This window comes from Photobacterium angustum, from assembly GCF_002954615.1.
GTDB lineage: Bacteria > Pseudomonadota > Gammaproteobacteria > Enterobacterales > Vibrionaceae > Photobacterium > Photobacterium angustum_A.
In genome coordinates this window covers 801,152-823,387 of record NZ_MSCJ01000003.1, presented here as the reverse complement: position 1 = coordinate 823,387, position 22,236 = coordinate 801,152, and the positions used below count along the sequence as shown (strand labels likewise).

The 22,236-nt window shown below is 37.0% G+C and carries 18 protein-coding genes and 1 pseudogene; 13 read left to right on the top strand and 6 right to left on the bottom strand.

Annotated features, from left to right (window positions below):
• Positions 1 to 150: 150 nt before the first annotated feature.
• Positions 151 to 1,860 (bottom strand): L,D-transpeptidase family protein, encoded by a 1,710-nt coding sequence (locus BTO08_RS18420; RefSeq protein WP_105062053.1) that lies wholly within the window; start codon positions 1,858 to 1,860, stop codon positions 151 to 153.
• 1,066 nt (positions 1,861 to 2,926) lie between these two features.
• Positions 2,927 to 3,382, bottom strand: a complete 456-nt coding sequence (locus tag BTO08_RS18410; protein ID WP_105062051.1) for a hypothetical protein — start codon at positions 3,380 to 3,382, stop codon at positions 2,927 to 2,929.
• 576 nt (positions 3,383 to 3,958) lie between these two features.
• On the opposite strand from BTO08_RS18410, the gene BTO08_RS18405 reads away from it, so the two are divergent.
• The gene (locus BTO08_RS18405) at positions 3,959 to 4,429 is read left to right on the top strand and encodes a hypothetical protein (protein WP_242446300.1); all 471 of its coding nucleotides are present in this window, start codon (positions 3,959 to 3,961) and stop codon (positions 4,427 to 4,429) included.
• 765 nt (positions 4,430 to 5,194) lie between these two features.
• Here BTO08_RS18405 and BTO08_RS18400 read toward each other — a convergent pair.
• Complete coding sequence (locus BTO08_RS18400) at positions 5,195 to 5,965, bottom strand: AraC family transcriptional regulator (protein WP_105062050.1); 771 nt, start codon at positions 5,963 to 5,965, stop codon at positions 5,195 to 5,197.
• 98 nt (positions 5,966 to 6,063) lie between these two features.
• Here BTO08_RS18400 and BTO08_RS18395 point away from each other — a divergent pair, with 98 nt between their 5' ends.
• The 6 genes and pseudogenes from BTO08_RS18395 (at position 6,064) to BTO08_RS18370 (ending at position 11,689) form a co-directional block, all read left to right on the top strand.
• Positions 6,064 to 6,774 (top strand): type 1 glutamine amidotransferase, encoded by a 711-nt coding sequence (locus BTO08_RS18395; RefSeq protein WP_105062049.1) that lies wholly within the window; start codon positions 6,064 to 6,066, stop codon positions 6,772 to 6,774.
• A gap of 259 nt (positions 6,775 to 7,033) precedes the next feature.
• A pseudogene (locus BTO08_RS18390) lies at positions 7,034 to 7,477 on the top strand (LysE family translocator); the annotation flags it as partial.
• Between the two features lie 522 nt (positions 7,478 to 7,999).
• Positions 8,000 to 8,932: a hypothetical protein gene (locus tag BTO08_RS18385; RefSeq protein ID WP_105062048.1), complete on the top strand. Its 933-nt coding sequence runs from the start codon at positions 8,000 to 8,002 to the stop codon at positions 8,930 to 8,932.
• A 378-nt stretch (positions 8,933 to 9,310) separates the two neighbouring features.
• Entirely contained in the window at positions 9,311 to 9,622 is a 312-nt protein-coding gene (locus BTO08_RS18380; RefSeq protein WP_146108444.1) for a hypothetical protein, read from the top strand.
• Between the two features lie 472 nt (positions 9,623 to 10,094).
• Positions 10,095 to 10,736, top strand: a complete 642-nt coding sequence (locus BTO08_RS18375) for a hypothetical protein (protein WP_105062046.1) — start codon at positions 10,095 to 10,097, stop codon at positions 10,734 to 10,736.
• Between the two features lie 320 nt (positions 10,737 to 11,056).
• Positions 11,057 to 11,689 carry a hypothetical protein gene (locus BTO08_RS18370; protein ID WP_105062045.1) on the top strand — a complete coding sequence of 211 codons (633 nt, stop codon included), beginning with the start codon at positions 11,057 to 11,059 and terminating at the stop codon, positions 11,687 to 11,689.
• A 91-nt stretch (positions 11,690 to 11,780) separates the two neighbouring features.
• Here the strand turns inward: BTO08_RS18370 and BTO08_RS18365 are convergent, their stop codons facing one another.
• Both BTO08_RS18365 and BTO08_RS18360 read right to left on the bottom strand, forming a co-directional pair.
• Positions 11,781 to 12,395, bottom strand: coding sequence for a DUF1294 domain-containing protein (locus BTO08_RS18365; RefSeq protein WP_105062044.1), 615 nt, complete (start codon positions 12,393 to 12,395; stop codon positions 11,781 to 11,783).
• Positions 12,396 to 12,422: 27 nt separating this feature from the next.
• Positions 12,423 to 13,082 (bottom strand): DNA-methyltransferase, encoded by a 660-nt coding sequence (locus BTO08_RS18360; RefSeq protein ID WP_105062043.1) that lies wholly within the window; start codon positions 13,080 to 13,082, stop codon positions 12,423 to 12,425.
• Between the two features lie 179 nt (positions 13,083 to 13,261).
• Here BTO08_RS18360 and BTO08_RS18355 point away from each other — a divergent pair, with 179 nt between their 5' ends.
• Both BTO08_RS18355 and BTO08_RS18350 read left to right on the top strand, forming a co-directional pair.
• Positions 13,262 to 14,107, top strand: coding sequence for a patatin-like phospholipase family protein (locus tag BTO08_RS18355; protein ID WP_105062042.1), 846 nt, complete (start codon positions 13,262 to 13,264; stop codon positions 14,105 to 14,107).
• Positions 14,108 to 14,201: 94 nt separating this feature from the next.
• The gene (locus BTO08_RS18350; protein WP_005365742.1) at positions 14,202 to 14,696 is read left to right on the top strand and encodes a peptidylprolyl isomerase; all 495 of its coding nucleotides are present in this window, start codon (positions 14,202 to 14,204) and stop codon (positions 14,694 to 14,696) included.
• Positions 14,697 to 14,788: 92 nt separating this feature from the next.
• Here BTO08_RS18350 and BTO08_RS18345 read toward each other — a convergent pair whose 3' ends face one another.
• The gene (locus BTO08_RS18345) at positions 14,789 to 15,475 is read right to left on the bottom strand and encodes a DNA alkylation repair protein (RefSeq protein ID WP_105062041.1); all 687 of its coding nucleotides are present in this window, start codon (positions 15,473 to 15,475) and stop codon (positions 14,789 to 14,791) included.
• Positions 15,476 to 16,000: 525 nt separating this feature from the next.
• On the opposite strand from BTO08_RS18345, the gene BTO08_RS18340 reads away from it, so the two are divergent.
• From BTO08_RS18340 to BTO08_RS18325, 4 genes are all read left to right on the top strand, one after another.
• Positions 16,001 to 17,431 (top strand): sodium-dependent transporter, encoded by a 1,431-nt coding sequence (locus BTO08_RS18340; RefSeq protein ID WP_105062040.1) that lies wholly within the window; start codon positions 16,001 to 16,003, stop codon positions 17,429 to 17,431.
• Positions 17,432 to 17,581: 150 nt separating this feature from the next.
• Complete coding sequence (locus tag BTO08_RS18335) at positions 17,582 to 18,199, top strand: DUF3157 family protein (protein WP_105062039.1); 618 nt, start codon at positions 17,582 to 17,584, stop codon at positions 18,197 to 18,199.
• A gap of 266 nt (positions 18,200 to 18,465) precedes the next feature.
• Positions 18,466 to 20,319, top strand: coding sequence for an ABC transporter ATP-binding protein (locus BTO08_RS18330; RefSeq protein WP_105062038.1), 1,854 nt, complete (start codon positions 18,466 to 18,468; stop codon positions 20,317 to 20,319).
• Positions 20,320 to 20,619: 300 nt separating this feature from the next.
• The gene (locus tag BTO08_RS18325) at positions 20,620 to 22,221 is read left to right on the top strand and encodes a response regulator (protein WP_105062037.1); all 1,602 of its coding nucleotides are present in this window, start codon (positions 20,620 to 20,622) and stop codon (positions 22,219 to 22,221) included.
• The last annotated feature ends 15 nt before the right edge of the window (positions 22,222 to 22,236 follow it).

Below are 22,236 nucleotides of genomic sequence, written 5' to 3'. Positions count from 1 at the left end.
TCCCCATTCATCCGTCAGCATTTCATTTATTAACAGGCAGCGTATAAATATTGCCTGATTAAATACAGCAAAGGCTAAGTGTATTTCACTTAGCCTTTTTCATACGCTAAATAAGCGTTTTATTCTACGAAACTAAAACCTTCTTTCGAATTAGCTACTTTGCCCATTCAATGCCAGTGTCATACGTTGATGAGTGCGGTAATTTGGGATCGAAATAAATTGATTCTGAATCGGTTTAGCACGAGGGTTATCGTAACCGTATATATCAGGGCGCATCGCTAACTGACCATTCGGTGTTACCCAAGCAGTTAAGTAAGCCACATCAAGATTCACATGCGTATTTAAGCCAATCTCGCGGTGATTGTTGGTATTAATCATATCGTCGACAGAAGGCAAATTCGGCATATTTTGATAAGACAAAATAAGTGTCGCCATTTTACGTGGTTGTTGTACACGCATACAGCCAGAGCTTAAGTCGCGATGACGACGTTTAAACAATGGGTACTCTGATTGAGATTCATCGTGCATATACACAGAGAATGAATCAGGCATCAAAAATGCGACCCGACCTAACGCATTTTCAGGGCCAGGATCTTGACGAAACTCATGAGTAAATGTTTTTGGGTTTACCGTTGCCCAGTCAATTGAACTTGGTGGCACAACAGAGCGATCACTCCAGCTATTAATCACATCCATACGATTATTCGCTAAGAAATTAGGGTTTGCTTTAGCCGATGGGATCGTATTCTGCACTTTAATGGTTTCAGGCACATACCAGTAAGGGTTAATCACTACCGTATTAATGTATGACTGGAACAAATTGGTTGGGCGTTTTGGCATCCCATCAATAATTTTCGATTCAAAGACTGGCTTTTGATTATCGTATAGCGTCATTTTGTAATCAGGAATGTTCACAATAATTTGCGGGCCATCCCCTTCTAATTGGGCAAAACGCTCACGTTGTAAGTTTAATGCAGCAAGACGTACCAAACTGGTATATGGGCGTGTTAATTGACTCACAACGTCAGGCCCTATAATACCGTCCGCTTTCAAGCCATAGTTTCCTTCAAAAGCTTTAATTGCTTGGTTTATCACACCACTATTTGTAATTTTTGCTTGAGCAACAATTTGTTGATACTGAGGCTGAGTTAAATACCCCAAATTCCAAAGCACTGTTGCAACTTTGTCACCATAAGGGATCGCCTCACCGATGGTAATAACCTTACCAAAGTGAACGTCACTTGAATCCAGTGGATTAGCTGGCAAGCTTAATAAATGGTTAATCACCCCCATTGTTGGAACAAACTGCGAAGAAGGAATAAGAGAATTGATTTTTTGAACCGTTAATGGGAAATATTGCTGAGCCATTGTTAACGACAAAGACGTTAATTTTACTGGCTGCGAATTGTATAGCGGTCGAGGATCTTGCATTAACTGGTGCACATAATCCACGTAAACCAAATAGGTATCCGTTAATAGTAAATCAAAGCCACGCTCATCTCGCCTTGTCTCTAATTTCTTCAACTCTTGTATACGCTGCTTCATACCGGGCAATGTGTTGGAATCTGCCAACGCTTGTAATTGCGGCATGATCGCACTAACAAGGGCTGGGTTTAACCAATACGGCATAAAGTTATTATCAGCGTATAGCGCATCTAGAATGTTGTTGTTGCACACTTTTACTGTTGATTGCGGACATAAAGACGCAGTGCTATTTACTTTAACACCATCTAACACATGCCAATCTAGATCTGGCCTCGCCACATTATTAGCGGCGAAAGCCGAGCCACAAGTCAATAAAGCCGAAACCGCCATTATCGAACCAATGAATGTACTTATTTTTTTTCGACTAAATTTCATCCAACATTCCTTAACTAAAACTAGGGAGGTAAATATTTACTTCCTTAGCATTTGAATCATTCATCATTAGAAATGACAAAAATTTCAAAGTAACTAATAGTGAGTAATTTATGCTAAAAAGCGATAAGTGGAAATAACACTTTCGGAATATTAAATTTTAAGCTGAACTTTGTTCGATTACGGTTGATAAAAAATGATGCAATAAAGATCATTTATTGTTTGTTTTGTTAAAATAAATTTCTCATCAGTGGTAATGAATTATTATTAATAAATAGTGAATAAATAAAAACGAAAGAAATTGAACGATATTCGGTAATTTAAAACTAAAAGCAAACCAATAATAACAGTGAACTAATTATTTTTTGTGCATATGAATGCCGATAATTATTCTAGCTCATTTTTGCCCCTTTATCAGTCAGAGTAAAAGCTCATTCATATCTTATTTAACGTGATTTTTGATTAGTTTTATTTTTTGTTTATTTGAACCGCTTAAATAAACAGCAAATATCTAGTTTATATCATCGTCAAAAGTCAAAATTCGCACGGAATTCACATGGCTGAGCTTAATCATTATCAGTTACTATTTCTTTTTTTATCCAAATTTTCAGCAAGCCCCTTTTATATACAGGTACTTTGTAACATATATTAGCAAACTCTAGGTTTAAATGTTAATTAACTGACAACGTTTTCAACTATGTGGTTAGCTACACGCGATCAATATACTTTTTACCAAGCAAATGCATTAATCCGATAATGATTGTATTAGGTATAATCATTATCTCACCCGCACTATAATGTTCAATTAAGTTAAAATAATTATATTTCGAAAATAGTTTATTGGCTCCATACATTAGAGGTATAGAGATAAGAATTATTAAGTTATATTTAATGAGGTTTATTATTCTTTCTTTTTTCATATATTATTTTTAATCATATTTAGTGTGATGAATAACACAAATTCCAAAGGAACAAGTTGTTCTCTATGTTGTGCCTCTATTTTCATCATATGTAGAAAATTCAGTAATATAAAGTAGCTAAACTTACTTCGAGTTATGATTTTCATTTATCATGAGTGGCATCTGGCATAGCAACTTCCACCTATAGCTCCAGAGTAAGCTCTCATACCAGATGAACTTAATTCTCTATTAGTATTTATTTTTGTTAAAGGTGGGCGTGGTTTACCTTTATTTTCAATAATATTCGCTGTTATATAATTCCCAACAAAATAGCTGACAACGAAAGAAAGTGATCCAGTTGCTAAACAAACGCTAGTTCCTAAAGCTGTTCCAACAATTGTTGGGATATACTTAGGTTCACCACCTGCTAAATTGGTACCAACAGCTCCAGCAATGCTTTGGCCTAAATTCTTTAAAGAGTGTTTTTTCCTAACTATAGGCGTACATTCCAAGTAAACAAAGCCATCAATATAGGAAAGATACAAATCACTAAAACTGTTTGTTTTAAATTGATCCGGAACCGTTAATTGCTCTACGGGATAGATTAAAGAGAAGTATCTTAACACATTAATCCTTATTGATAATAACCGTAATGATAATCAATACCATATAGGAATTTTCATCTGGCGATATAATTGAATGTCATAGTTGCTATGAGCTCAATGATTATGACGCCGTTATTGAAGTTGCCTCTGAAGATGGGAATAAACTTGTTCTGCGTATGCTGAAATAGAAATCAAAAAAGCTATAGATAAGTTTACCCATAACACGCCAATTACCACAACGAATAAACTCTAATTACGTAAAAAGTGTTTTTTGAGGAGATTATCCATAGATTTTCTAATATCTATCATCTTTGAAAGGATAAATTACTTAACAAGCTTTTGTCCAAGAATTAGTTAAGTCTGTTAGTTCGCATAAATAGTTTTACTGTTAAATGACCGTCCATCGAGGCGGTCTTTTCGTATCTGACCGATACACTGTAGTATGCAATGGTAAAAAGGCCATATGCCCTGAATGTATAAAATTAAGTGATAATCGTCTTATTTTAAATACATAAATATTTATTAAAGAGTGGTATCGAATATTGTTTAGAAATTGAAAATCAGCATGCTTTACTAGAAATGGGTAAAGGAACTGATATGGCTGAAATTTGTGACAAAGATAAAACAGTTTTTGAGGTTATGTATCCTGAAGAACAATTGATAATTCAAGATCAATTTATAGTAACAAGTTTTGCTGATATGCATCTTACGTATAGTAACGATTTTATTTATTTAGAAAATGCGCCAAAAAAAAGACGCAAAAGAAATGCTATTGTTTCTAATGCAGCAAGATCCATTGGAGGTACTATAGTCGGTTCAGGATTGGCTGGGGATAAACCTGAAATTGCACCTGAAATTATAGGTGGTGCGTTTGGTGCGGCTGCCGGTCCTTTTGTAGGTACTGCTGTTGGTAGTTACATAACAACGGATATCAAAAGAAGAGGTAATATTAGTCGTTCCACAACTAGAATAAATACTAGTAGAGGGCTTAGCTCAGCTGGTGCTAGAGCCTATTCACGCATTAATAGCGCAAGAAGTAAAAGTTGCTATGCTGGTTGCCACTCTTAAATATAGATATTATATGTCAAAGAAAAAGTTAACTATCAAATCGTTGCTCTTGGATACCTTATTACCCATATTTATAACAGGATTAATAGTTTCATATCAGCTTTGGTTTAATTTTAAGAGGTTATGATGAAGTCTAGACAATGTCCAAAGTGTCGAAAAAATGTTGTATTCAGATGGTTTTTCTTTAGTTCTCATTGGACGAAGTATCGTTGTATCGAATGTGGTTCCTTGATGAAATGGAGTAGTAGGCGAGCTTATCTAGGAGCTATCTCCGGTGGTTTCGCTGGCCCATTTGTTATATCTACACAAACCCTCATTCCGTCTATATTTCTTAGAATCTCTATTGTCATAATTTTCGCAATAGTTTTAGCCTTTTCTGTGAATAAGTAGATCGAGTACATCGACGAAACTGAATTATAACAGATAAGGATATGTGTCGCGAAGCCGACACATATCCGAATTGTTGGACAAGCCTAAGCCATCTTATATAAGTAAATATTGGAAATATCATGAATGGTTAGGTTGATCTTCTTATCTCTACCATACTTTTCCTAATGCCTACCAGCTCTAATAGAGCAAATTGCCTAACTCGTTTTTGTCCACGAATGAGTTTGCTATTCAGCAAGCTCATAATTGCCCCAAAATCATTCAGAGCTAATACTCTATAATTTTTAGAGGCCTGCATTTCCCCTACCAAAAGTTAGGCAAAAGACACATAACAAGTGATGTTATTCTGATTCATAAAACAACGAATCAGAATACGAGCTAAAGGTTTGCTGTTCGGTACTTTCTTGGTGTCTGATTAAACAATTTCTTAAATGCCTGTACATAAGCGGAATCGGAAGAATATCCCGACTCGATAGCAATTTCTTGAATACTCATTTTCGAACTTAACAATTGCAAAGATAAAACTAGCCTTATGTTTTGTCGCCATTGTGCAAAAGATTGAGAAAACTCTTTCGAGCATAATCGGGACAATGTGCGCTCAGATGCACCGACTTTTGTTGCCCATTCTTTTAATGTAAACGGCAAATCAGGCTGTTTTTGAAGGTGTGCGAAAATAGAGAAAAGACGCTTATCGGTAGGAATAAGCAGTGGTATTTCATAACTTTCTGCAACTTCGATTTGATCTCTCAACACCATCAGTAAATGCGTGATATTGGACTCAGATTGATAGTGTGTGTTGCTTTCAAACAGAAGTAGTATCAACTCTTTGATGAAAGAGTTTACCTGACAGGATTTAGGTTCGCTTCCATACCGAAGATTTTTGCCTGGGTTGAGGTAAATCGCCAAAAATTGTGTATCTGTAATCGCAACGGATTTATGAACTGTATTTGCGGGTATATAGAGCATGCCATTATGAGGCACTATCCCGCTTTTATCACCAATGTCTGATTGTAACAATCCCTGGCGTGGGAACACTATTTGATGCCATGGATGTGAGTGGAAATCATCAATATAGCCAGAGGACATTTGGGTCGTTCTAGTTATGAATTGTTTATCAGGAAAGTTTCTGATTATCTCATTGGCTTGCATGGTTGGCGACTTATCTACATTAGGTGTCTGTTAGTATAAAATGCGCCACTTAGATTTGGTATAACATTGTCAGCCTATTATTCAGTAAAGGGCTAAAGATGCGTATCCATTTCATTATTCATGAAAATTTTGAGGCTCCTGGAGCTTATGAAGCTTGGGCGAAGAAACACCGTCATACCATTACATACTCGCGAGTATATCTAGGTGAGCCTCTCCCCCAAGATATTGAAGACATTGATTTTCTGATTGTTATGGGGGGCCCACAAGATCCTGCGACTACTATCGAACAATGTTCTCACTTCGATACCAAAGGTGAACAGGCAGCCATTGCAAAAGCGATTAATGCAGGCAAAGTTGTACTTGGTATTTGTTTGGGATCCCAACTTATTGGTGAAGCGTTAGGTGCTCATTATGAACATAGCCCTGAACCTGAAATTGGTAAGTTCCCTATCACGCTGACCAAAGACGGTATTACCCATCCACTGTTTGACCATTTTGACACCGTTTTGGAAGTAGGCCATTGGCATAACGATATGCCTGGGCTGATACCAGATGCTGAAATCATTGCGTATAGTAAAGGCTGTCCTAGACAAATTGTTGCTTATAGCAATTTGGTGTTTGGTTTTCAGTGTCATATGGAATTGACTAAAGAAGTCGTAGCGCTGCTCATCGAAAATACTGATCTCAGTGAGGTAGAAGACTTTCGTTTTGTTGAGAATCCCGAAGTATTACTAAGTCATAACTATGATGAGATGAACCAAAAGCTACACGAATTTTTGGATAAACTAGCGAAATCGTATCAAGCATAAAGTTAAGCTTCTGGTTGCGTTTGATTTTATCAGCGGCTCATTGAACTGTTTTTTTGATAGATTGTTATTGAGGAAACTTATGGATATTGATTTTCAAACATACATACCAATATAGGCGATTACTCTCGGCGCTATGAGTACGAGTCCCAGCTTTATTTTTGTTGCCAGACGAGCGATTTCACTTTCAAGGCGGCATGGGATTTTTAGCGCGTAAAGTATGGGGACGGGAGCTTTAATTCTATAGGTTGCTGCCTTACTTGGATTACAAACGATTTTTAGCCTGATGCCGGTAAGCTACTTAATATTTAAAATTGCAGGAGGATGTTACCTTCTGTTTTTGGCATTTGGAATTGTGAGATCAGTTCGAGTTCCGTTACAGACTATAGATGTCACTAGATGCCAAGACATACCCGTACTTCGTTCATACTTATTAGGTTTAGGAACCCAACTCAGCAACCCTAAAACAGCCATCGTATTTGCCAGCGTAGTTACAACACTCCTTCCACAAAACATACCTACGTGTTTCTATATTGCGGTACCAATCTGCACATTTTTGAGTAATGCAGGATGGTATCTAATCGTTGCATTGGTCTTATCCGTTTCACGTCCTCGTCAAGCGTACTTAAAATTTAAAAAATTTATTGATTATCTGTCTGGGTCAGTGATGGGAGGTTTAGGGTTGAAGTTAATCATCAGTCGCTAACAAATGTCACTGATGAGCACTTTGCTATACTTAAAGTAATGCATGAAATACTAATTTAGCAAAGTCACTGGCAAATTTTTGTCCAACAATGAGCTACCACTACTAGCTAGTTCATAACTGCCCCTTTATTGGTTAGATCTTTTACTCATTAATATCGTGTAAACGTGATTTTGGATTAGTTTTATTTTCTGTATATATCAACAGTTATAATAAAACGTGGCGATTTTATCGCTTGAGTTCCGTTTTTAATAAGAAATATTTCTCGTTAAAAAACAGAGAAAAATCCATAACAAATTGATAATTAAGAAATTTAACATTTCGGTTTGTATTTAATAGGACTGATTAAATACATTTCTTACTTTTCACACTCTCTTTTAAATCGGTAAATGTAAGAAAGTGCTATCAAGTTCATAATATGCAACGATTATATCGAGTATGGTAAAGGTATTTCGTGAGTATATTTTTGCGCGAAAGTAAGAATGCTTATTAATATACTGTTTGGCCCTCGTTGGAGAACATTGGATGAAATGGAGATACTTAGGTTCTATCGAGAAAGCGAAGCAATCAGGTTGCAGCGGTGTGTATCTGATTGTTCATAATGGAAAGTTTAATCGAGTTGTTTATGTGGGCGTAAGTATTAACGTAGGTCGAAGAATTCGTGAGCATTATGATGGTTATCTTCGAGGTAATCGAACTATATGTAATATTCAAGAAAACCAAGATATTTATAGTTTACTTTCTGCTCATAAAATAAGAAATCATATTAAGGAGTACCAAGCTTTAGCCAAAAATATGAAAATATGGGGTTCAACTACATTATATAAAGAATCAGTAATCAATTTATTGGCAGAGAATCAGGTCTTTGATAGTCAATGGGAAGATTTTGTACGTAATAAGTATATCCCAAATCTATCCGTTTTAGCTTTGCCAATGTCTAATTATTCTTACGAGGATGCAACTAGAATTGAAAGTGTTATTCAAAATAGACTTATAAAGGCTTTTGATTTAAGAGGTTTTTTTAATGTTAAAAATATCAGTCTTCTTGGGAAAATTGAGCACCCGAAATTAACAAAACTTGATTTTGATATTGAAGCTCCGCCAAGATTAGATGCTGCCTCTCAATTGTTATTATCAAACTTAAATACAGCCCCATTTGATCAAGTGGCACAAGAGATCATATTTTCTCAGCTTGAAAATGAAATCAAAGAAAGAGAGCTAACTCGAAAATTAGCTCAAGATAAAAGAAAAAATAGGTCTTCTAAGTATAAAAAATACCGAACACCTTGGACTATCGAAGATTTAGAGAAGTTAAGAGTTATGGTCGTAGATTTTGAATTAAGTCCGTTAGAAATGTCTCAGTATTTGGATAGGCCAGCAGGGACTATATCTAAGCGTATTGATATTAATGATAGGTTATCGAATAAAATGTGGCGGAAAAGTTTAAATTTACTGTAAGAGCCTAACAAATGCATCAACACGAATTACTACATTTGGCAGTCTAGATTTCTTTGGGTTTACCGTGTTAAGTGGTAAATTTAGGCTTAATCTGTATGGCAGCAAACGTGTTATGCAGGCGTTAGCATTAATGAGGGACTATGGAGCTATTTAATCAATTTGTTATAATCATGGGAGGAACGAGTGTCGTTCTTGCTGCGTTGTTTGGTTTGGTAGGCAAACTCTGGTTATCCGTAGTAATAGAGAAATATAAAGGCTCAATTAAGTAAAATTACTTACGTCTCACAAGTGCAATTTGATCATGAGTATCAGATATATAGTAAGGTTTGGAGTTCACTCGTAGAACTTAAAGTTGCTACGGAGAAGTTACGACCTTTTATGGACTATATCGACCCCAACCAAACGGAAGATGCTCGTAAGTTCGAGCGACTAAAAGCATTTGTTAAACCTTACAGCGAGTTTTCAATTATGCTCGAAACTCATAAACCATTTTATGCTGAAACCGTTTATGAGGCGCTAAAAGAAGTAAAAGTTAAATGTCACCATGAGAGTGTTGGCTTTGAGGTAGGCAGACGTCATGAGCCTGGTTATTACCAAGACGCAATTCAAAATAGTGAGCAGATATCCTCAGCCATAGATAAAGCGTGCAATCAGATTAGGTCTCGCCTTCAAGAAGTCACGGTAATCTAATTACAGCTAACAGATAAGGATATATGTCGCGTAGCCGACACCTATCCGAAGTGTTGGACAAGCCCAAGCCACCTTATATAAGTAAATATTGAAAATATCATGAAGGATGATATTGAACAGTCGAATATAACATTACCCTTATTTTTCCTAATACCTACTAGCCTAAATAAACAAACTCTCTACCTCGTTTTTGTCCAAAAACGAGTTAGCTATTACGCTAACTCATTGTGATAACCAAGCGACTTGCCATTACACTAACTTAAAAGAGAATATATCTAGTAAATACTAAGAAAAATACCAACAACCTCCCCCTCCAATCTTACAATTACCTGACATACCCCCACAAATATAGCCACTTTTGTCATAACCCTGTAAAAAGTAAGTCATTCACGCTGCAAATGATTGCTTTTAATTCATTCACAACCTAACATCTTCTGCAATATTCATTCATATTATGAAAAAAGGGGTTTACATGAAGAAGTTATGTTTAGCAGCAATGGTAGCTACAGTACTTGTTGGTTGTAATGCAGGTGACGAAGTTGTAGAACACGGCGGTATCGACATCAATAATTTATCTCAAACCCAAAAACAAGAATACGCAGAGTTAACTGCCAATGCATTAGCAGTCATCGCACAAGCGGCTGATAATTGTTCAAATGGAATAGCTGTTGGCGAGACAAAACAATGTGACCTTGGCGCTAGCAATACAACGGCCAACATTATTGTAGCAAAAGGCCAAATTGACATTGAACAACAGGAAAATCAAACCGTTATTGTTCATACAACAAAAGCAATGGAGTTTACCTCTCCAAATGCAGTAACTAACGGTGAAGTCATTTCACTTAATTTCAGTGAAAACCTTGATAAAGATTACAACATGACCCTTAAAACGCTACCTGGCGGAAATAGCGTTACCTTTAAGGGAATGCTCATTAATACCGCTGACAGCGATGCAAAATATTGGTCTACTGAATCAACAACTGGGCTAGAACTTAAATACAATGAGAATTTCAAGCTTCCGTCCCTGAACAACGGTAATGCCGTAATTACTGGTAAAGATAACCAGAAATTTAATTGGTCTGCAGATAGTAATGGCAATATTACTGCTCAATAGAGTTACGCCTAGCATTCATTTATCCAGCACTATAACCTAGTGCTGGTTTTTATATTCAACCAATTGCTTATTAAGCAATAAATTCTTTCCAGCTACGATAGCAGAAATAAGTACTAACCTTTACTTTTCTACTCCCAGTTAACATCATTTAATATCTGAGTTCTTCTGTTAGACAAGTGTCATGAAAATCATTTGAAAACAACCATTACTGTCATCTCTTTGTCAAAACCAACCCATTAGCACTGCGAATGATTGCTTTCAATTTATTAACAACCTACCATCGCTCGCAGTATTTATTCATATATTGAAAAAGGTCTTGCATGAAGAAGTTATGTTTAGCAGCAATGGTTGCAGCAACATTATTGGGTTGTAATGTTGGTGATGAAGTTGTTGAGCACAGCGGGATTGACATTGATAATTTGAGCCAAGCTGACTTACAGAACTATGCAAACATAACTGCAGATGCCTTAACTGTTGTTGCAAAAGCAGCAAAGGACTGTGCTGAAAACCTACCCGTTGGTAATTCTAATGAATGTTATATTCCTGAAATTCAGGGGAATATTGATATTGCAGTTGCAAAAGGTCGTATCAAGGTAGAAAAACAAACTGACAGGGTTGTTATTCATACTGTTGAAGCGATGCAGTTTACTACCCACAACGCGATTACAGATGGTGAAATAATTTCATTAACCCTGAATGAAAAAACAGATGATGATTACATCATGACGATGAATAATAGTAATCAAATCACATTTAAAGGCATGTTAGTTAATACTGCGGATAATGATGCTACATACTGGTCTACTGAATCTACATCACCGCTGACTTACCGATACAATATCAATGAAGTTCACCCGTATATCACAAATGGTAGCGCGATTATTTCAGGTAAAGATAACCAACACTTTACTTGGTCTGCCGATGCAAATGGCTATATTTCAGTTACTCGATAAATGAGTTATCGTCCAGCACATCACTCTAAATTAGCGTGTACTGGACGATTAATAGAACATGTTTAATTACGATAATAAATCACGTTCTATTTTAAATTAGCTGCAACGCTTGTTTGATTAACGTCACCCCTTCTGGGGTAAACGATAGAATAAACGCCGCGCAGTTAAGTATGATCATGATCCACAATATGGCTTTAAATGGCTGTTTTTGAGATTTATGACGCAATATTTTTTGTGCCCACAACGCACCAGGCCATCCCCCTACTAACGCTAATACATGCAAGCTTGCTTCTTTGGTTCGCCATTTATCTAACTTAGCAGCGCGTTTATCATGTGCATACACCGCAAACGTCACAACGCTTAATACTAAATATCCAATCAGTACTTGATAAGGGGTATTAAAAAGCGCTACAGATATCGTAACAAAAGCCAAAAAGATAACACTAAACCACTGTGCTTTTGAAAAAGGCGCAGTGTATTTGTCTAAACCTGAATGTGCTTTGGTAAATGTCACCATTGTTGCTGACATGCGCCCTTTTTTATCTTTACCTATACGAAATGTCACTACCTCATTAATACGAGGACGACACTGTTTATCCGGCAAGGCAGAGACATGAAAAAAAACATCTTGCTCGCCGTTATCTGGTGCAATAAATCCAAAACCTTTTTGCTGATTCCAGCTAATAATTTTTCCCTGTTGGGCCATGTATTTTCCTAGCTTAAAAAATGTCGTCTATCGCGACGATAGACGTTGTTTTAAATGTTGATGGGCTGAATCAGAGATATCGCTACCCCATGCTTGGCGTGATAATTTATCGGCCGCCACTAACGTTGAGCCAGAACCAAAAAACGGATCGGCAATAACATCACCTTCAACACTACTTTGCTCTATTAATATCTCTAATAGTGGGACGGGTTTTTCTGTCGGATAACCACGATAAACACGTTTACATTCCAATACATCTGGAATCGATAAGTTATTCAGTTTTCGCTTACCTTTTTCGAAAAACAAAATAAATTCATAACGTGCTCGATAATGGTATCCCATCCCTATCGCGACTTTATCCCACACTATAGGTTTCCAAAACTTAAAACCAACCTGCTCAGCAATCGGTTTAATGTGAAACATCGTTTCTTGATCGCAGAACAAATAGAAGTGACTGTTTTGTTTTAAAACGCGGTAGGCTTGCGTCAATAAACTTTCAAATCGTTCATTGGGGAAAATATCAAACCATTGGTTACTCGACCCTTTACTTTGTTTTAGTCGCGTTGTTGTTCCCACTGAGCGGTGTTTTTCAAGCGATTCATAAGGTGGATCGGTGATCATCAAGTCAATACTTTGATCGGGCAAAGCTGTTAACCACTCTATCGCATCTTTTTGGAAAATTTGCATCAAAAAACCTAGTCTAATATGTGGGAGAAGAAACACGCAAAATATTGCCCGTCATCATACGTCAAATAACAAAAATCTCATAAAAATGTGATCTAGAATTAAATTTATGCATATTCTTAGAGGTAACATCGTCTGATTCCAATATGGAATAATTGAATCACCATGGATAAGGAACAGTAATGAGTAAACGCGCTTTGGTTGTTGAAGGTGGGGCAATGCGTGGCATTTTTGCCACTGGTGTATTAGATGCATTTATTGAACGTAGTTACAACCCATTTGATTTTACTATCGGCGTATCAGCAGGCTCTGTGGTACTCATGGGGTATCTCTGTGAAAGTTATCAACGTAACTATAAAGTTATTACTGAATACGCACGCAGTAAGGAGTTTATTAATTACAGACGTTTCGTTAAAGGTGGCAACTTAATTGATATTGATTGGTTATGGAACACCAGTATTACTCATCTTCCTTTAGAGTTACACAAATATGAGAGCCGCAATGTGCCGCTATATGCCACAACAACTGTGGTCGATACCGGTGAGCCTAACTACGTTGAAGTTACACGTAACAACTTAAATGAAGTGATGACAGCAACCTGCGCCCTACCAATCATTTATCGTCAATTTCCACTCGTTAATGGTATTGAAATGAGCGATGGCGGTATTGCTGATCCTATCCCTGTGATCGAGGCTTACAATAAAGGCGCACGTGATATCACAGTTATTTTATCTCATGCTCAAGGCTTGTTTGCTAGAAATCGACAAGTGCCATGGTTAACACGTCGTTTATTCCGTACTAATCCTGTGTTTGGGCAAGAATTTTTAACCAAAGAGTCTCGCTATAACAAGGCATTGTATTTTATTCATAACCCACCAAAGGATTGTAAAATCACCGCTATCGCGCCAGATAAAACATTTGTGATCAAAAGATTAACCAAAGATATCATTAAATTAGATCAAGGCTATCAACAAGGTAGAGAAGCAGGACTAAGACTCGTCAATAATGATCTTCAATTTAAGTCATGATCTTTAATGCGTGCGCTTTAATCACTTTTTTACTACAAAAAATATAACTATTACGTATACTGCCCGATTCAATTTACACCACGGTTAGTTTTAGATGATTATTTTTACCACCAATGTTGGCGATATTACGATTGAGCTGAACAAGCAAAAAGCGCCTGTCACGGTTAAGAACTTCTTAAAATATTGCCAAGACGGTTTTTACAACGGCACTATTTTTCACCGTGTGATCAAAGGCTTTATGATCCAAGGTGGTGGTTACACTGTGAAAATGAAAGAAAAACCAACACGCGCCCCCATTGTTAATGAAGCAAACCGTGGTCTGAAAAATGTGATTGGTACTATCGCAATGGCAAGAACAGATGCCCCACATTCAGCAACAGCTGAGTTTTTTATTAATGTTGCTGACAATGATTTTCTTGATCACACAGCAACAACGAATGTGGGCTGGGGATACACTGTTTTTGGCCAAGTCACGGCAGGAATGGATGTAGTAAACAAAATTTCAAAAGTAAAAACATTATCTGTTCGCGATCATGAAGATGTACCTCGTGATCCGATTGTGATTGAAAAAGTCACTATCGTTGAATAATAAAAAGCCCGTATACGTTTTCACTCAATACGCTCTAGTAGAGTATTCACGTAATACGGGCTTTATCGTTAGCTTTAAAGGCTTAGATATCGCTATAAACCTAATGTGAGTTTTCTTGCTTCTCGCCTAGCTTGCGGCGTTAATATACCAATATTCGATATAAGAAAATGATCAACGAAAGGGAAATCGGTTTCACTGTAATTTCGCAATACTAACCCTATCGCTTGCTGCACCTCATAATCACTATCATCGGCTAATAACAGTACTGTCTCGCACAGTAAGTCGACATTGGTTTGCTGTTTGTGATGACAATGTGCCAGTAATGATGCTCGTCTCAACCATTTATTCTCAGACTCTCGCCATTCAATCAGTTTTGATTCAAATTCGCGATGCGCTAAAACGACAGGACTGATTAACTGCTCAACTAAGCGATCAGCAATATCCAGCCCATCAACGGTTTCCAACATCTCTTCATAAGCATGAAAAGCATGTTCATTTCTAAATGCATGGTAATACTCACCAGCATCAAGCGCTAAATAGCGCTCTTCACGATAGACACCTGACCATAGCCAAAGCAGTAAGCGACGATAATTTTCCGCATTATCAATCTTTGTATGTGCTCTAGCAGCTTTAAAAATTTCACTTCGTTGCTCGGCATTTACCCCATAGCAAGGCTGCTTTACCTGGAGTGTTTGTTGCATATTGGCAGCAAGCGCTTTATCTGCAACTTTGGCTAAGTGCTGCTGTATATAAATAACCATAGGTATAACAAGTGACATTGGGGGGATCTTTCCTTTTCACTGTGTAATGAAGCTTATCTACACTACACATTATGGCCAATTGGCTGACTTTTTTTATAATATAAACGAACCAAATGGAACGCTGTTCGCTTTAATGTTTCATATTCCCTTTCAAATCACAATCAATTTATAAGACAACTTTCATCCGTAGGCGATAAGAAAATGTTTTATTATTTTAGGCTATCAATAGAAAGCTAGTTTTCAGCATAATCTTCCATTTTTTTGTTTACAGATTAATTAAACAGCGCACAAAACTAAAAAGTGTAAACCTCAAATAACACTTCTATATTTTTTACGGAAATTAACTAATTCTTTACAATTAATGATTTTCAACCCCACCAATGCGTGATAAAAATGTTAATTATGTAAACACAATCAGCTTAAATAACTTTTTATTTTACGATTTATGGTCAAAGATTTGCATATATCTGATAGTAAAAAGGATATTTAAGACTAAATATTTATAACAATTATGACTCACAACAATCATTAACAGGATGTTTTATGGACACATCAACTTCTCCAACCGCTGATCGTGGAAACTGGAGTTCACGAATTGGCTTTGTTATGGCCGCAGCAGGATCTGCTGTTGGTTTAGGAAACATTTGGAAGTTTCCTTATACTGCTGGCGAAAATGGTGGCGGCGCGTTTGTTGCTATTTACCTATTTTTCGTTATTTTTATTGGCTTTAGCGTCATGCTAACCGAATTTGCGGTGGGACGTAAAACTGGTTTGTCTGCCGTTGGCGCATTTAAAACCACCGATCGTCGCTGGACGTTTGTTGGCATTATGGGCGTATTAAGCGGCCTACTAATCATGGGCTTTTACCCTGTTGTAGGTGGTTGGGCCATTGCTTATATCTATAAAATTTCAACAGGATTATTAAGTACGCCAACGGCTATTAACGATAGTTTTGGTAGCTTTATTTCTGATCCTATACAACCGCTTTTCTGGATGGGACTTTACCTTTTATTTAATATTTTTGTCGTTATCCGAGGCGTTTCTGGTGGTATAGAAAAAGCAGGTAAAGTGTTAATGCCACTGCTTTTCATTATCTTAATCATTGTTTCAATCAAAGGCCTTACCTTACCTGGCGCAATGGCGGGTTTAGAGTTTTTGTTCAAACCTGATTTTTCAAAAATTGATAGCTCTGTTGTGCTTGCAGCATTGGGACAGGCATTCTTCTCTCTAAGTTTAGGTATGGGCTGTATGCTGACATACGGTAGTTACTTACGCAGAAAAGAGAATATTGTACAAACCACCGCCATGGTTACGGCAATGGATACGGGTGTGGCATTACTTGCTGGTATCGCTATGTTCCCTGCAATGTTTGCGTTCAGCATGGAACCTTCTGCAGGTCCAGGTTTAGTATTTGTTGTTGTACCGCAATTGTTTGCTGAAATGGGCGGCATCGGTTTCATCTTAGCACTTCTATTCTTCGTTGGTTTAAGTGTGGCTGCATTAACCTCATCTGTTTCATTACTAGAAGTGGTTGTTGCTTACTTAATTGACGAGAAAGGTTTAAGCCGTGTAACTGCTGTGATCAGCGCAAGTATTGTGATGGCTCTACTTTGTATCTTAGCTTCACTATCTATTGGTGGCTTTGGTCCTAAGCTATTCGACACTGGCGCATTTGATGTCTTCGACTTACTTACTGACAAAATCTTCCTTGCTGTTGGTGGTATGTTGGTGTGTCTATTTGCTGGCTGGCGTTTAGACCGAAGTGAGCTGAAAAAAGAAATTACCAATGATGGCAAAGTGTCTTTCCCACTTTTCAACCTTTGGTATGTATTGATTAAATATATCATTCCAGTTGCTATCGCTATTGTTGCTATTTCAGGTGTGAAAGCTGGATTTGATAGTGATAAAGGCGACATCATGTTATTAGGTTTAGCGATTATTGCACTGTGTGGAATTTTCTCTAAAAAGCTATAATTTCGACTAATCACAACATAAATGCAAAGGCTTGCCATGAGGCAAGCCTTTTTTATATAACTTACAAACAAAAATATAGACAGTTTATCCATTAGAAGCATAAAACTGATAAAATCAAAATAATCGGATACTCAACACCAAGGATATGAAATGAAAACAACAACTCAGCTCGGTTTATTCGTTGTTGCTTTAACAACAGTGCAACCAGTTTGGGCTGCAGATCAAACGGTCACGTTAGAAGATGGTCGCCAAGTTATACTGCATGATGATTTCACTTGGCAATATAACCAGCCATCTACCAAGACACTAACATCTGAACATTCTCATTCTAAAACTTCGGTTACCTCTCAAGCAGTGCCTTTAAAAGCAAATTCTGAGACACAAAATGCAATCCCGCTAGTAACCGCATCTAAAACAGTAGACGTATCACTTAGCAAACCCAAAAATATCCAGCAATTAAGTAACAGCGGCGTTGATATCCTTTTACAAGCACCTCAATACAAAGATGGGCAGCTGATTATTCCGACCATGTTGACAAATCAAGGCTCTAAATCTGTGATGTCTATTGCTTTGCGCGTAACACTAAACAATGCTGATAATCAAAAAATTGAATCACAAGATGTGACCCTTTGGCGCTCAATTAAGCGAATGCCTGATACTTACTTCCGAGCGAAAACCCAGCAAAAAGGTAAAGATATTATTTTTACCGTACCAAAAATGAATGATTACAAAATCCAAACGGAAATCATTGATGTAGAGCTGTGGTAATCAAGTATAAACAGCGCTTAGATGCTAATTTTCTAAGCGCCATCTTTTTCACTCTAATTACCGACGTGTTTCTATTTTATAAACTGCAATTATCACATTGATTGAATTGAATAAAAAACGTACACTCCAATTGTTATCATAATTGTTAACAATCAGATAAAGCTTAATATTAACTCTGCACTACTCATCCTGCTTTCTCTTCTATTGAGTTAATACATAGCGCTAAATCACACATACTCGATTACTACCAATTTCTTAGGTGAACTATGTTCAAACGCTTCGAAGGTTTCACTAACGCTTTTCCAAAGCAAGAGCCCACACAACCACCCCAAGGTATTTTTGCATTTTGTCGTTATTACACTCGTGGGTTTGAGAAACCGCTACTTTGCATGGCATTACTCAGTGCCATTATTGCAATCGTTGAAGTTGTGCTATTTGGTTTTATGGGTAAGTTAGTCGATTGGCTAGCAGCAAGTGATCCTAAAACATTCTTAGCTGAAAACGGAACAACCTTGATTTGGTTATCTTTGGTAGTGCTTATTGTGATGCCATTATTAGTCTTGATCTCATCATTGCTATCACACCAAACGTTATTGGGTAACTACCCAATGTCTATACGTTGGCTAGCCCACCGTTATCTGCTCAAACAAAGCCTTTCGTTTTACCAAGATGACTTTGCTGGACGCATTGCAACTAAAGTAATGCAAACTTCTCTTGCAGTAAGAGAAACAGTAATGAAAACGGCTGATGTTTTCGTTTACGTCTCTGTTTACTTTACTTCGATGCTAGTGATCCTTGCTCAAGCTGATTGGCTATTGATGTTACCTATGTTGGCTTGGTTAATCGCCTATATTGGTATTCAAATTCACTTTGTTCCTAAGTTAAAGAAGGTCGCAGCAGAGCAAGCTGATGCCCGCTCTACCATGACAGGACGAATTGTTGACAGTTATACCAATATTGCAACAGTCAAATTGTTCTCCCACAGTAAACGTGAAACCGATTATGCAGAAAAAGGAATGAAAGGATTCCTTGCTACGGTTCATCATCAAATGCGCTTGGTTACTGGATTTGATATTTGCGTTCAATTAGCTAACTACTTGTTACTTTTTTCTATTTCAGCCCTCTCTATTTACCTATGGATGCACAGTGCAATTCAAGTGGGGTCGATTGCAATTGCGATTAGTTTGGCGCTACGTATTAATGGCATGTCGATGTGGATCATGTGGGAAGTTGGTGCGCTATTTGAAAATATGGGTACCGTTGTCGACGGTATGAAAACGCTGTCTAAACCGGTTGAAATTGAAGATGAGCCTAACGCTAAACCATTAGCGGTGCAAAATGGCGGCATTGAGTTTGATAACGTGAGTTTTAACTATGGCGAAAATAAAGATGTTATCAATCATCTTTCGTTAAATATTAAACCCGGTGAAAAAGTCGGTTTGGTTGGTCGCTCTGGCGCAGGTAAATCAACGTTGGTTAACTTGCTATTACGTTTTCATAATTTAGAAGGCGGAAGTATTCGCATAGATGGTCAAGATATTGCGAAAGTTACGCAAGATTCATTACGCAGTAAAATTGGCATGGTAACGCAAGATACGTCTTTGCTTCACCGCTCTATTAAAGACAACATTCTTTATGGAGATCCTGAAGCCAGTGACGAGCAACTACTTTCCGCAACCAAACAAGCACATGCCCATGAGTTCATCGAAACGTTGACAGACCCGTTTGGTAATATTGGTTACGATGCTCAAGTTGGTGAACGTGGCGTTAAACTATCAGGAGGACAGCGTCAGCGTATTGCTATCTCCCGTGTATTACTGAAGAACGCGCCAATCTTAATTTTAGATGAAGCGACCTCTGCGTTAGATTCTGAAGTAGAAGCGGCGATTCAAGAAAGTTTGGTTGAATTAATGGAAGGCAAAACAGTTATCGCGATTGCCCACCGTTTATCGACTATTGCAGCGATGGATCGTCTTATTGTATTAGATAAAGGCCAAATTATTGAGCAAGGTACACACCAAGAGCTCATTAACCAAAAAGGCATCTATGCTCAGTTATGGGCACACCAAACCGGTGGTTTCCTTGGCGAAGAAAACAATCACCTTGCCACTGAAAGTTAACAATTTACTCACTGATACCATGTATTATTGATGTTAAAAGAGGTCGCTAAGTTAGTGACCTCTTTTTTATAATAAGATTATCTGCATTCAAAAAAATAACCGTTCTTATACAACTCTTCCTAGGCTCACCGTCAAAACCCTATTAATAACAACTATTCCCCATAAAAATAACCATTTCAAAACAACATCTTATTTAGGTTACATCTTGTTACACAAGAATATTTGTTGGTTATTTAATTAGCCACTATCATCCTGCTCCCTTTGCTAAATTTTAATGCATTTTCCCTTTTCTGAGCTTATATGGTTAATAGTCAATCAATTCTAATTGTCGATGACAGTGTAATTATTCAGCAAACAACTAAATTAATTCTGTTGAAAGCGAAATTTGAAGCACAACGAATTTATTTTGCATCAAATGCACAAGATGCAATAAAACTTTGCCAGCGCAATGTATTCGATATCATTTTTATTGATTTTAATTTAGGTCTTGGTAGCACAGGTCTTCAATTACTTGAACGCCTACATCACAATCAATTGATCACTCATCATCCTTTAATTTTTATTGTTACAGCAGATGATTCAGAATCAATTTTAATGGGTTTTTCTGAATACCAACCTACAGACTATTTAATTAAGCCATTTCGTTTAGAAACACTGACATCACGAATAAATGTCCATTTTAATAAGCACAAGTTTGAAGATACTGTATTTAATATTTACCAATCAAAAGGTTGGTTAGGCGTACAAGAGTATATTGAAAACTACTCCTATTGTGATAAATATTGGTCGAGTGTAACAACCTTGGCTAAACGATTATTGCTCAATAAAATGACGGTAAATTATGACGATATTGACGTCATGCTAAATAGTTTACTTCAACAAAATGACTATGTGCCTGCTAAATTATTATTAGCGCAATTGTGGTTAGAGCAAAATAAATTTGACCAGCTTACTCCATTGCTAACGTCAATTAATTCTTCTAGCCCACAACAACACCTAACACTATTAGATCTTAAAGCTCGCTCTGCATTAAAACAGAACCGTATAAGCATGGGCTATGAATTTTGGTTAGCGGCGCATAAAGTAAGCCGTAATAATCTCTACCGCTTGTTTGGTTTAATATGGATCGAGTTTTGTCTTCAACACGATACTGAGATTGAACGTCATATCAGAGAAGCCTGTTTTTCACTGCGTTTTTCTATTTGGGATAAACCTCAAAACTACGCATTTTTAGTGTGGGTACAGCTACAACAGTACAACAAAAAGCACCAGTCGATAGAGAAACTATGGGGCTCTATTAATCAGCAACAGAAGATCACTAAGCACGATCGCCCTTATATCTATCTATTACAGGCTTATCAGGCCGCTGAAAATAATTCAAATTTGATTGCGTATCGTGAATTTATGAATGCTTTAAATTATGTAGAGCACCATGAATATAATGAATTACCAAGCGAATTTCTTATTATTGCGCTGAGTACTGCCATTAAGCTTTCAATGCATACTTATATCATTAAGTTTGTAAAAGAGTTAACCGAAATTTTTAATTTACAACCTAATGAACCACATAATGTTATTAAGCTGATGTGGCTAAAAACACAGACTGCAAAAATTAATGAGAACAAATGTGCTGAGTATAGTTACGCCTTACAGTTAGTGAAGCAAAAACAATTTGTGACAGCTGGTCAGACACTTTTTAAATTATGGCCACTGTACCGTTTTGATATCACTTTAGCACGCTGCATAGTCGAACTATTTGCCCGCGGGTACCTCGATTTATATGTTAGTGAAAAAAATACTGTCAACGAAGCAAGGTGGGTATTTGAGTCACAAGATATTAAACCAGAATGGTATAAAACATTAAAAACTAAGCATAGCGTACTCAACAAGCTACTTTATTAAAAGTTAATGAGAATC

Bases quoted from the DNA above. Each gene is read 5' to 3' on its own strand.
- BTO08_RS18420 (WP_105062053.1), bottom strand. From the start codon at position 1,860: ATGAAATTTAGTCGAAAAAAAATAAGTACATTCATTGGTTCGATAATG.
- BTO08_RS18405 (WP_242446300.1), top strand. From the start codon at position 3,959: ATGGCTGAAATTTGTGACAAAGATAAAACAGTTTTTGAGGTTATGTAT.
- BTO08_RS18400 (WP_105062050.1), bottom strand. From the start codon at position 5,965: ATGCAAGCCAATGAGATAATCAGAAACTTTCCTGATAAACAATTCATA.
- BTO08_RS18395 (WP_105062049.1), top strand. From the start codon at position 6,064: ATGCGTATCCATTTCATTATTCATGAAAATTTTGAGGCTCCTGGAGCT.
- BTO08_RS18385 (WP_105062048.1), top strand. From the start codon at position 8,000: ATGAAATGGAGATACTTAGGTTCTATCGAGAAAGCGAAGCAATCAGGT.
- BTO08_RS18380 (WP_146108444.1), top strand. From the start codon at position 9,311: ATGGACTATATCGACCCCAACCAAACGGAAGATGCTCGTAAGTTCGAG.
- BTO08_RS18375 (WP_105062046.1), top strand. From the start codon at position 10,095: ATGAAGAAGTTATGTTTAGCAGCAATGGTAGCTACAGTACTTGTTGGT.
- BTO08_RS18370 (WP_105062045.1), top strand. From the start codon at position 11,057: ATGAAGAAGTTATGTTTAGCAGCAATGGTTGCAGCAACATTATTGGGT.
- BTO08_RS18365 (WP_105062044.1), bottom strand. From the start codon at position 12,395: ATGGCCCAACAGGGAAAAATTATTAGCTGGAATCAGCAAAAAGGTTTT.
- BTO08_RS18360 (WP_105062043.1), bottom strand. From the start codon at position 13,082: ATGCAAATTTTCCAAAAAGATGCGATAGAGTGGTTAACAGCTTTGCCC.
- BTO08_RS18355 (WP_105062042.1), top strand. From the start codon at position 13,262: ATGAGTAAACGCGCTTTGGTTGTTGAAGGTGGGGCAATGCGTGGCATT.
- BTO08_RS18350 (WP_005365742.1), top strand. From the start codon at position 14,202: ATGATTATTTTTACCACCAATGTTGGCGATATTACGATTGAGCTGAAC.
- BTO08_RS18345 (WP_105062041.1), bottom strand. From the start codon at position 15,475: ATGTCACTTGTTATACCTATGGTTATTTATATACAGCAGCACTTAGCC.
- BTO08_RS18340 (WP_105062040.1), top strand. From the start codon at position 16,001: ATGGACACATCAACTTCTCCAACCGCTGATCGTGGAAACTGGAGTTCA.
- BTO08_RS18335 (WP_105062039.1), top strand. From the start codon at position 17,582: ATGAAAACAACAACTCAGCTCGGTTTATTCGTTGTTGCTTTAACAACA.
- BTO08_RS18330 (WP_105062038.1), top strand. From the start codon at position 18,466: ATGTTCAAACGCTTCGAAGGTTTCACTAACGCTTTTCCAAAGCAAGAG.
- BTO08_RS18325 (WP_105062037.1), top strand. From the start codon at position 20,620: ATGGTTAATAGTCAATCAATTCTAATTGTCGATGACAGTGTAATTATT.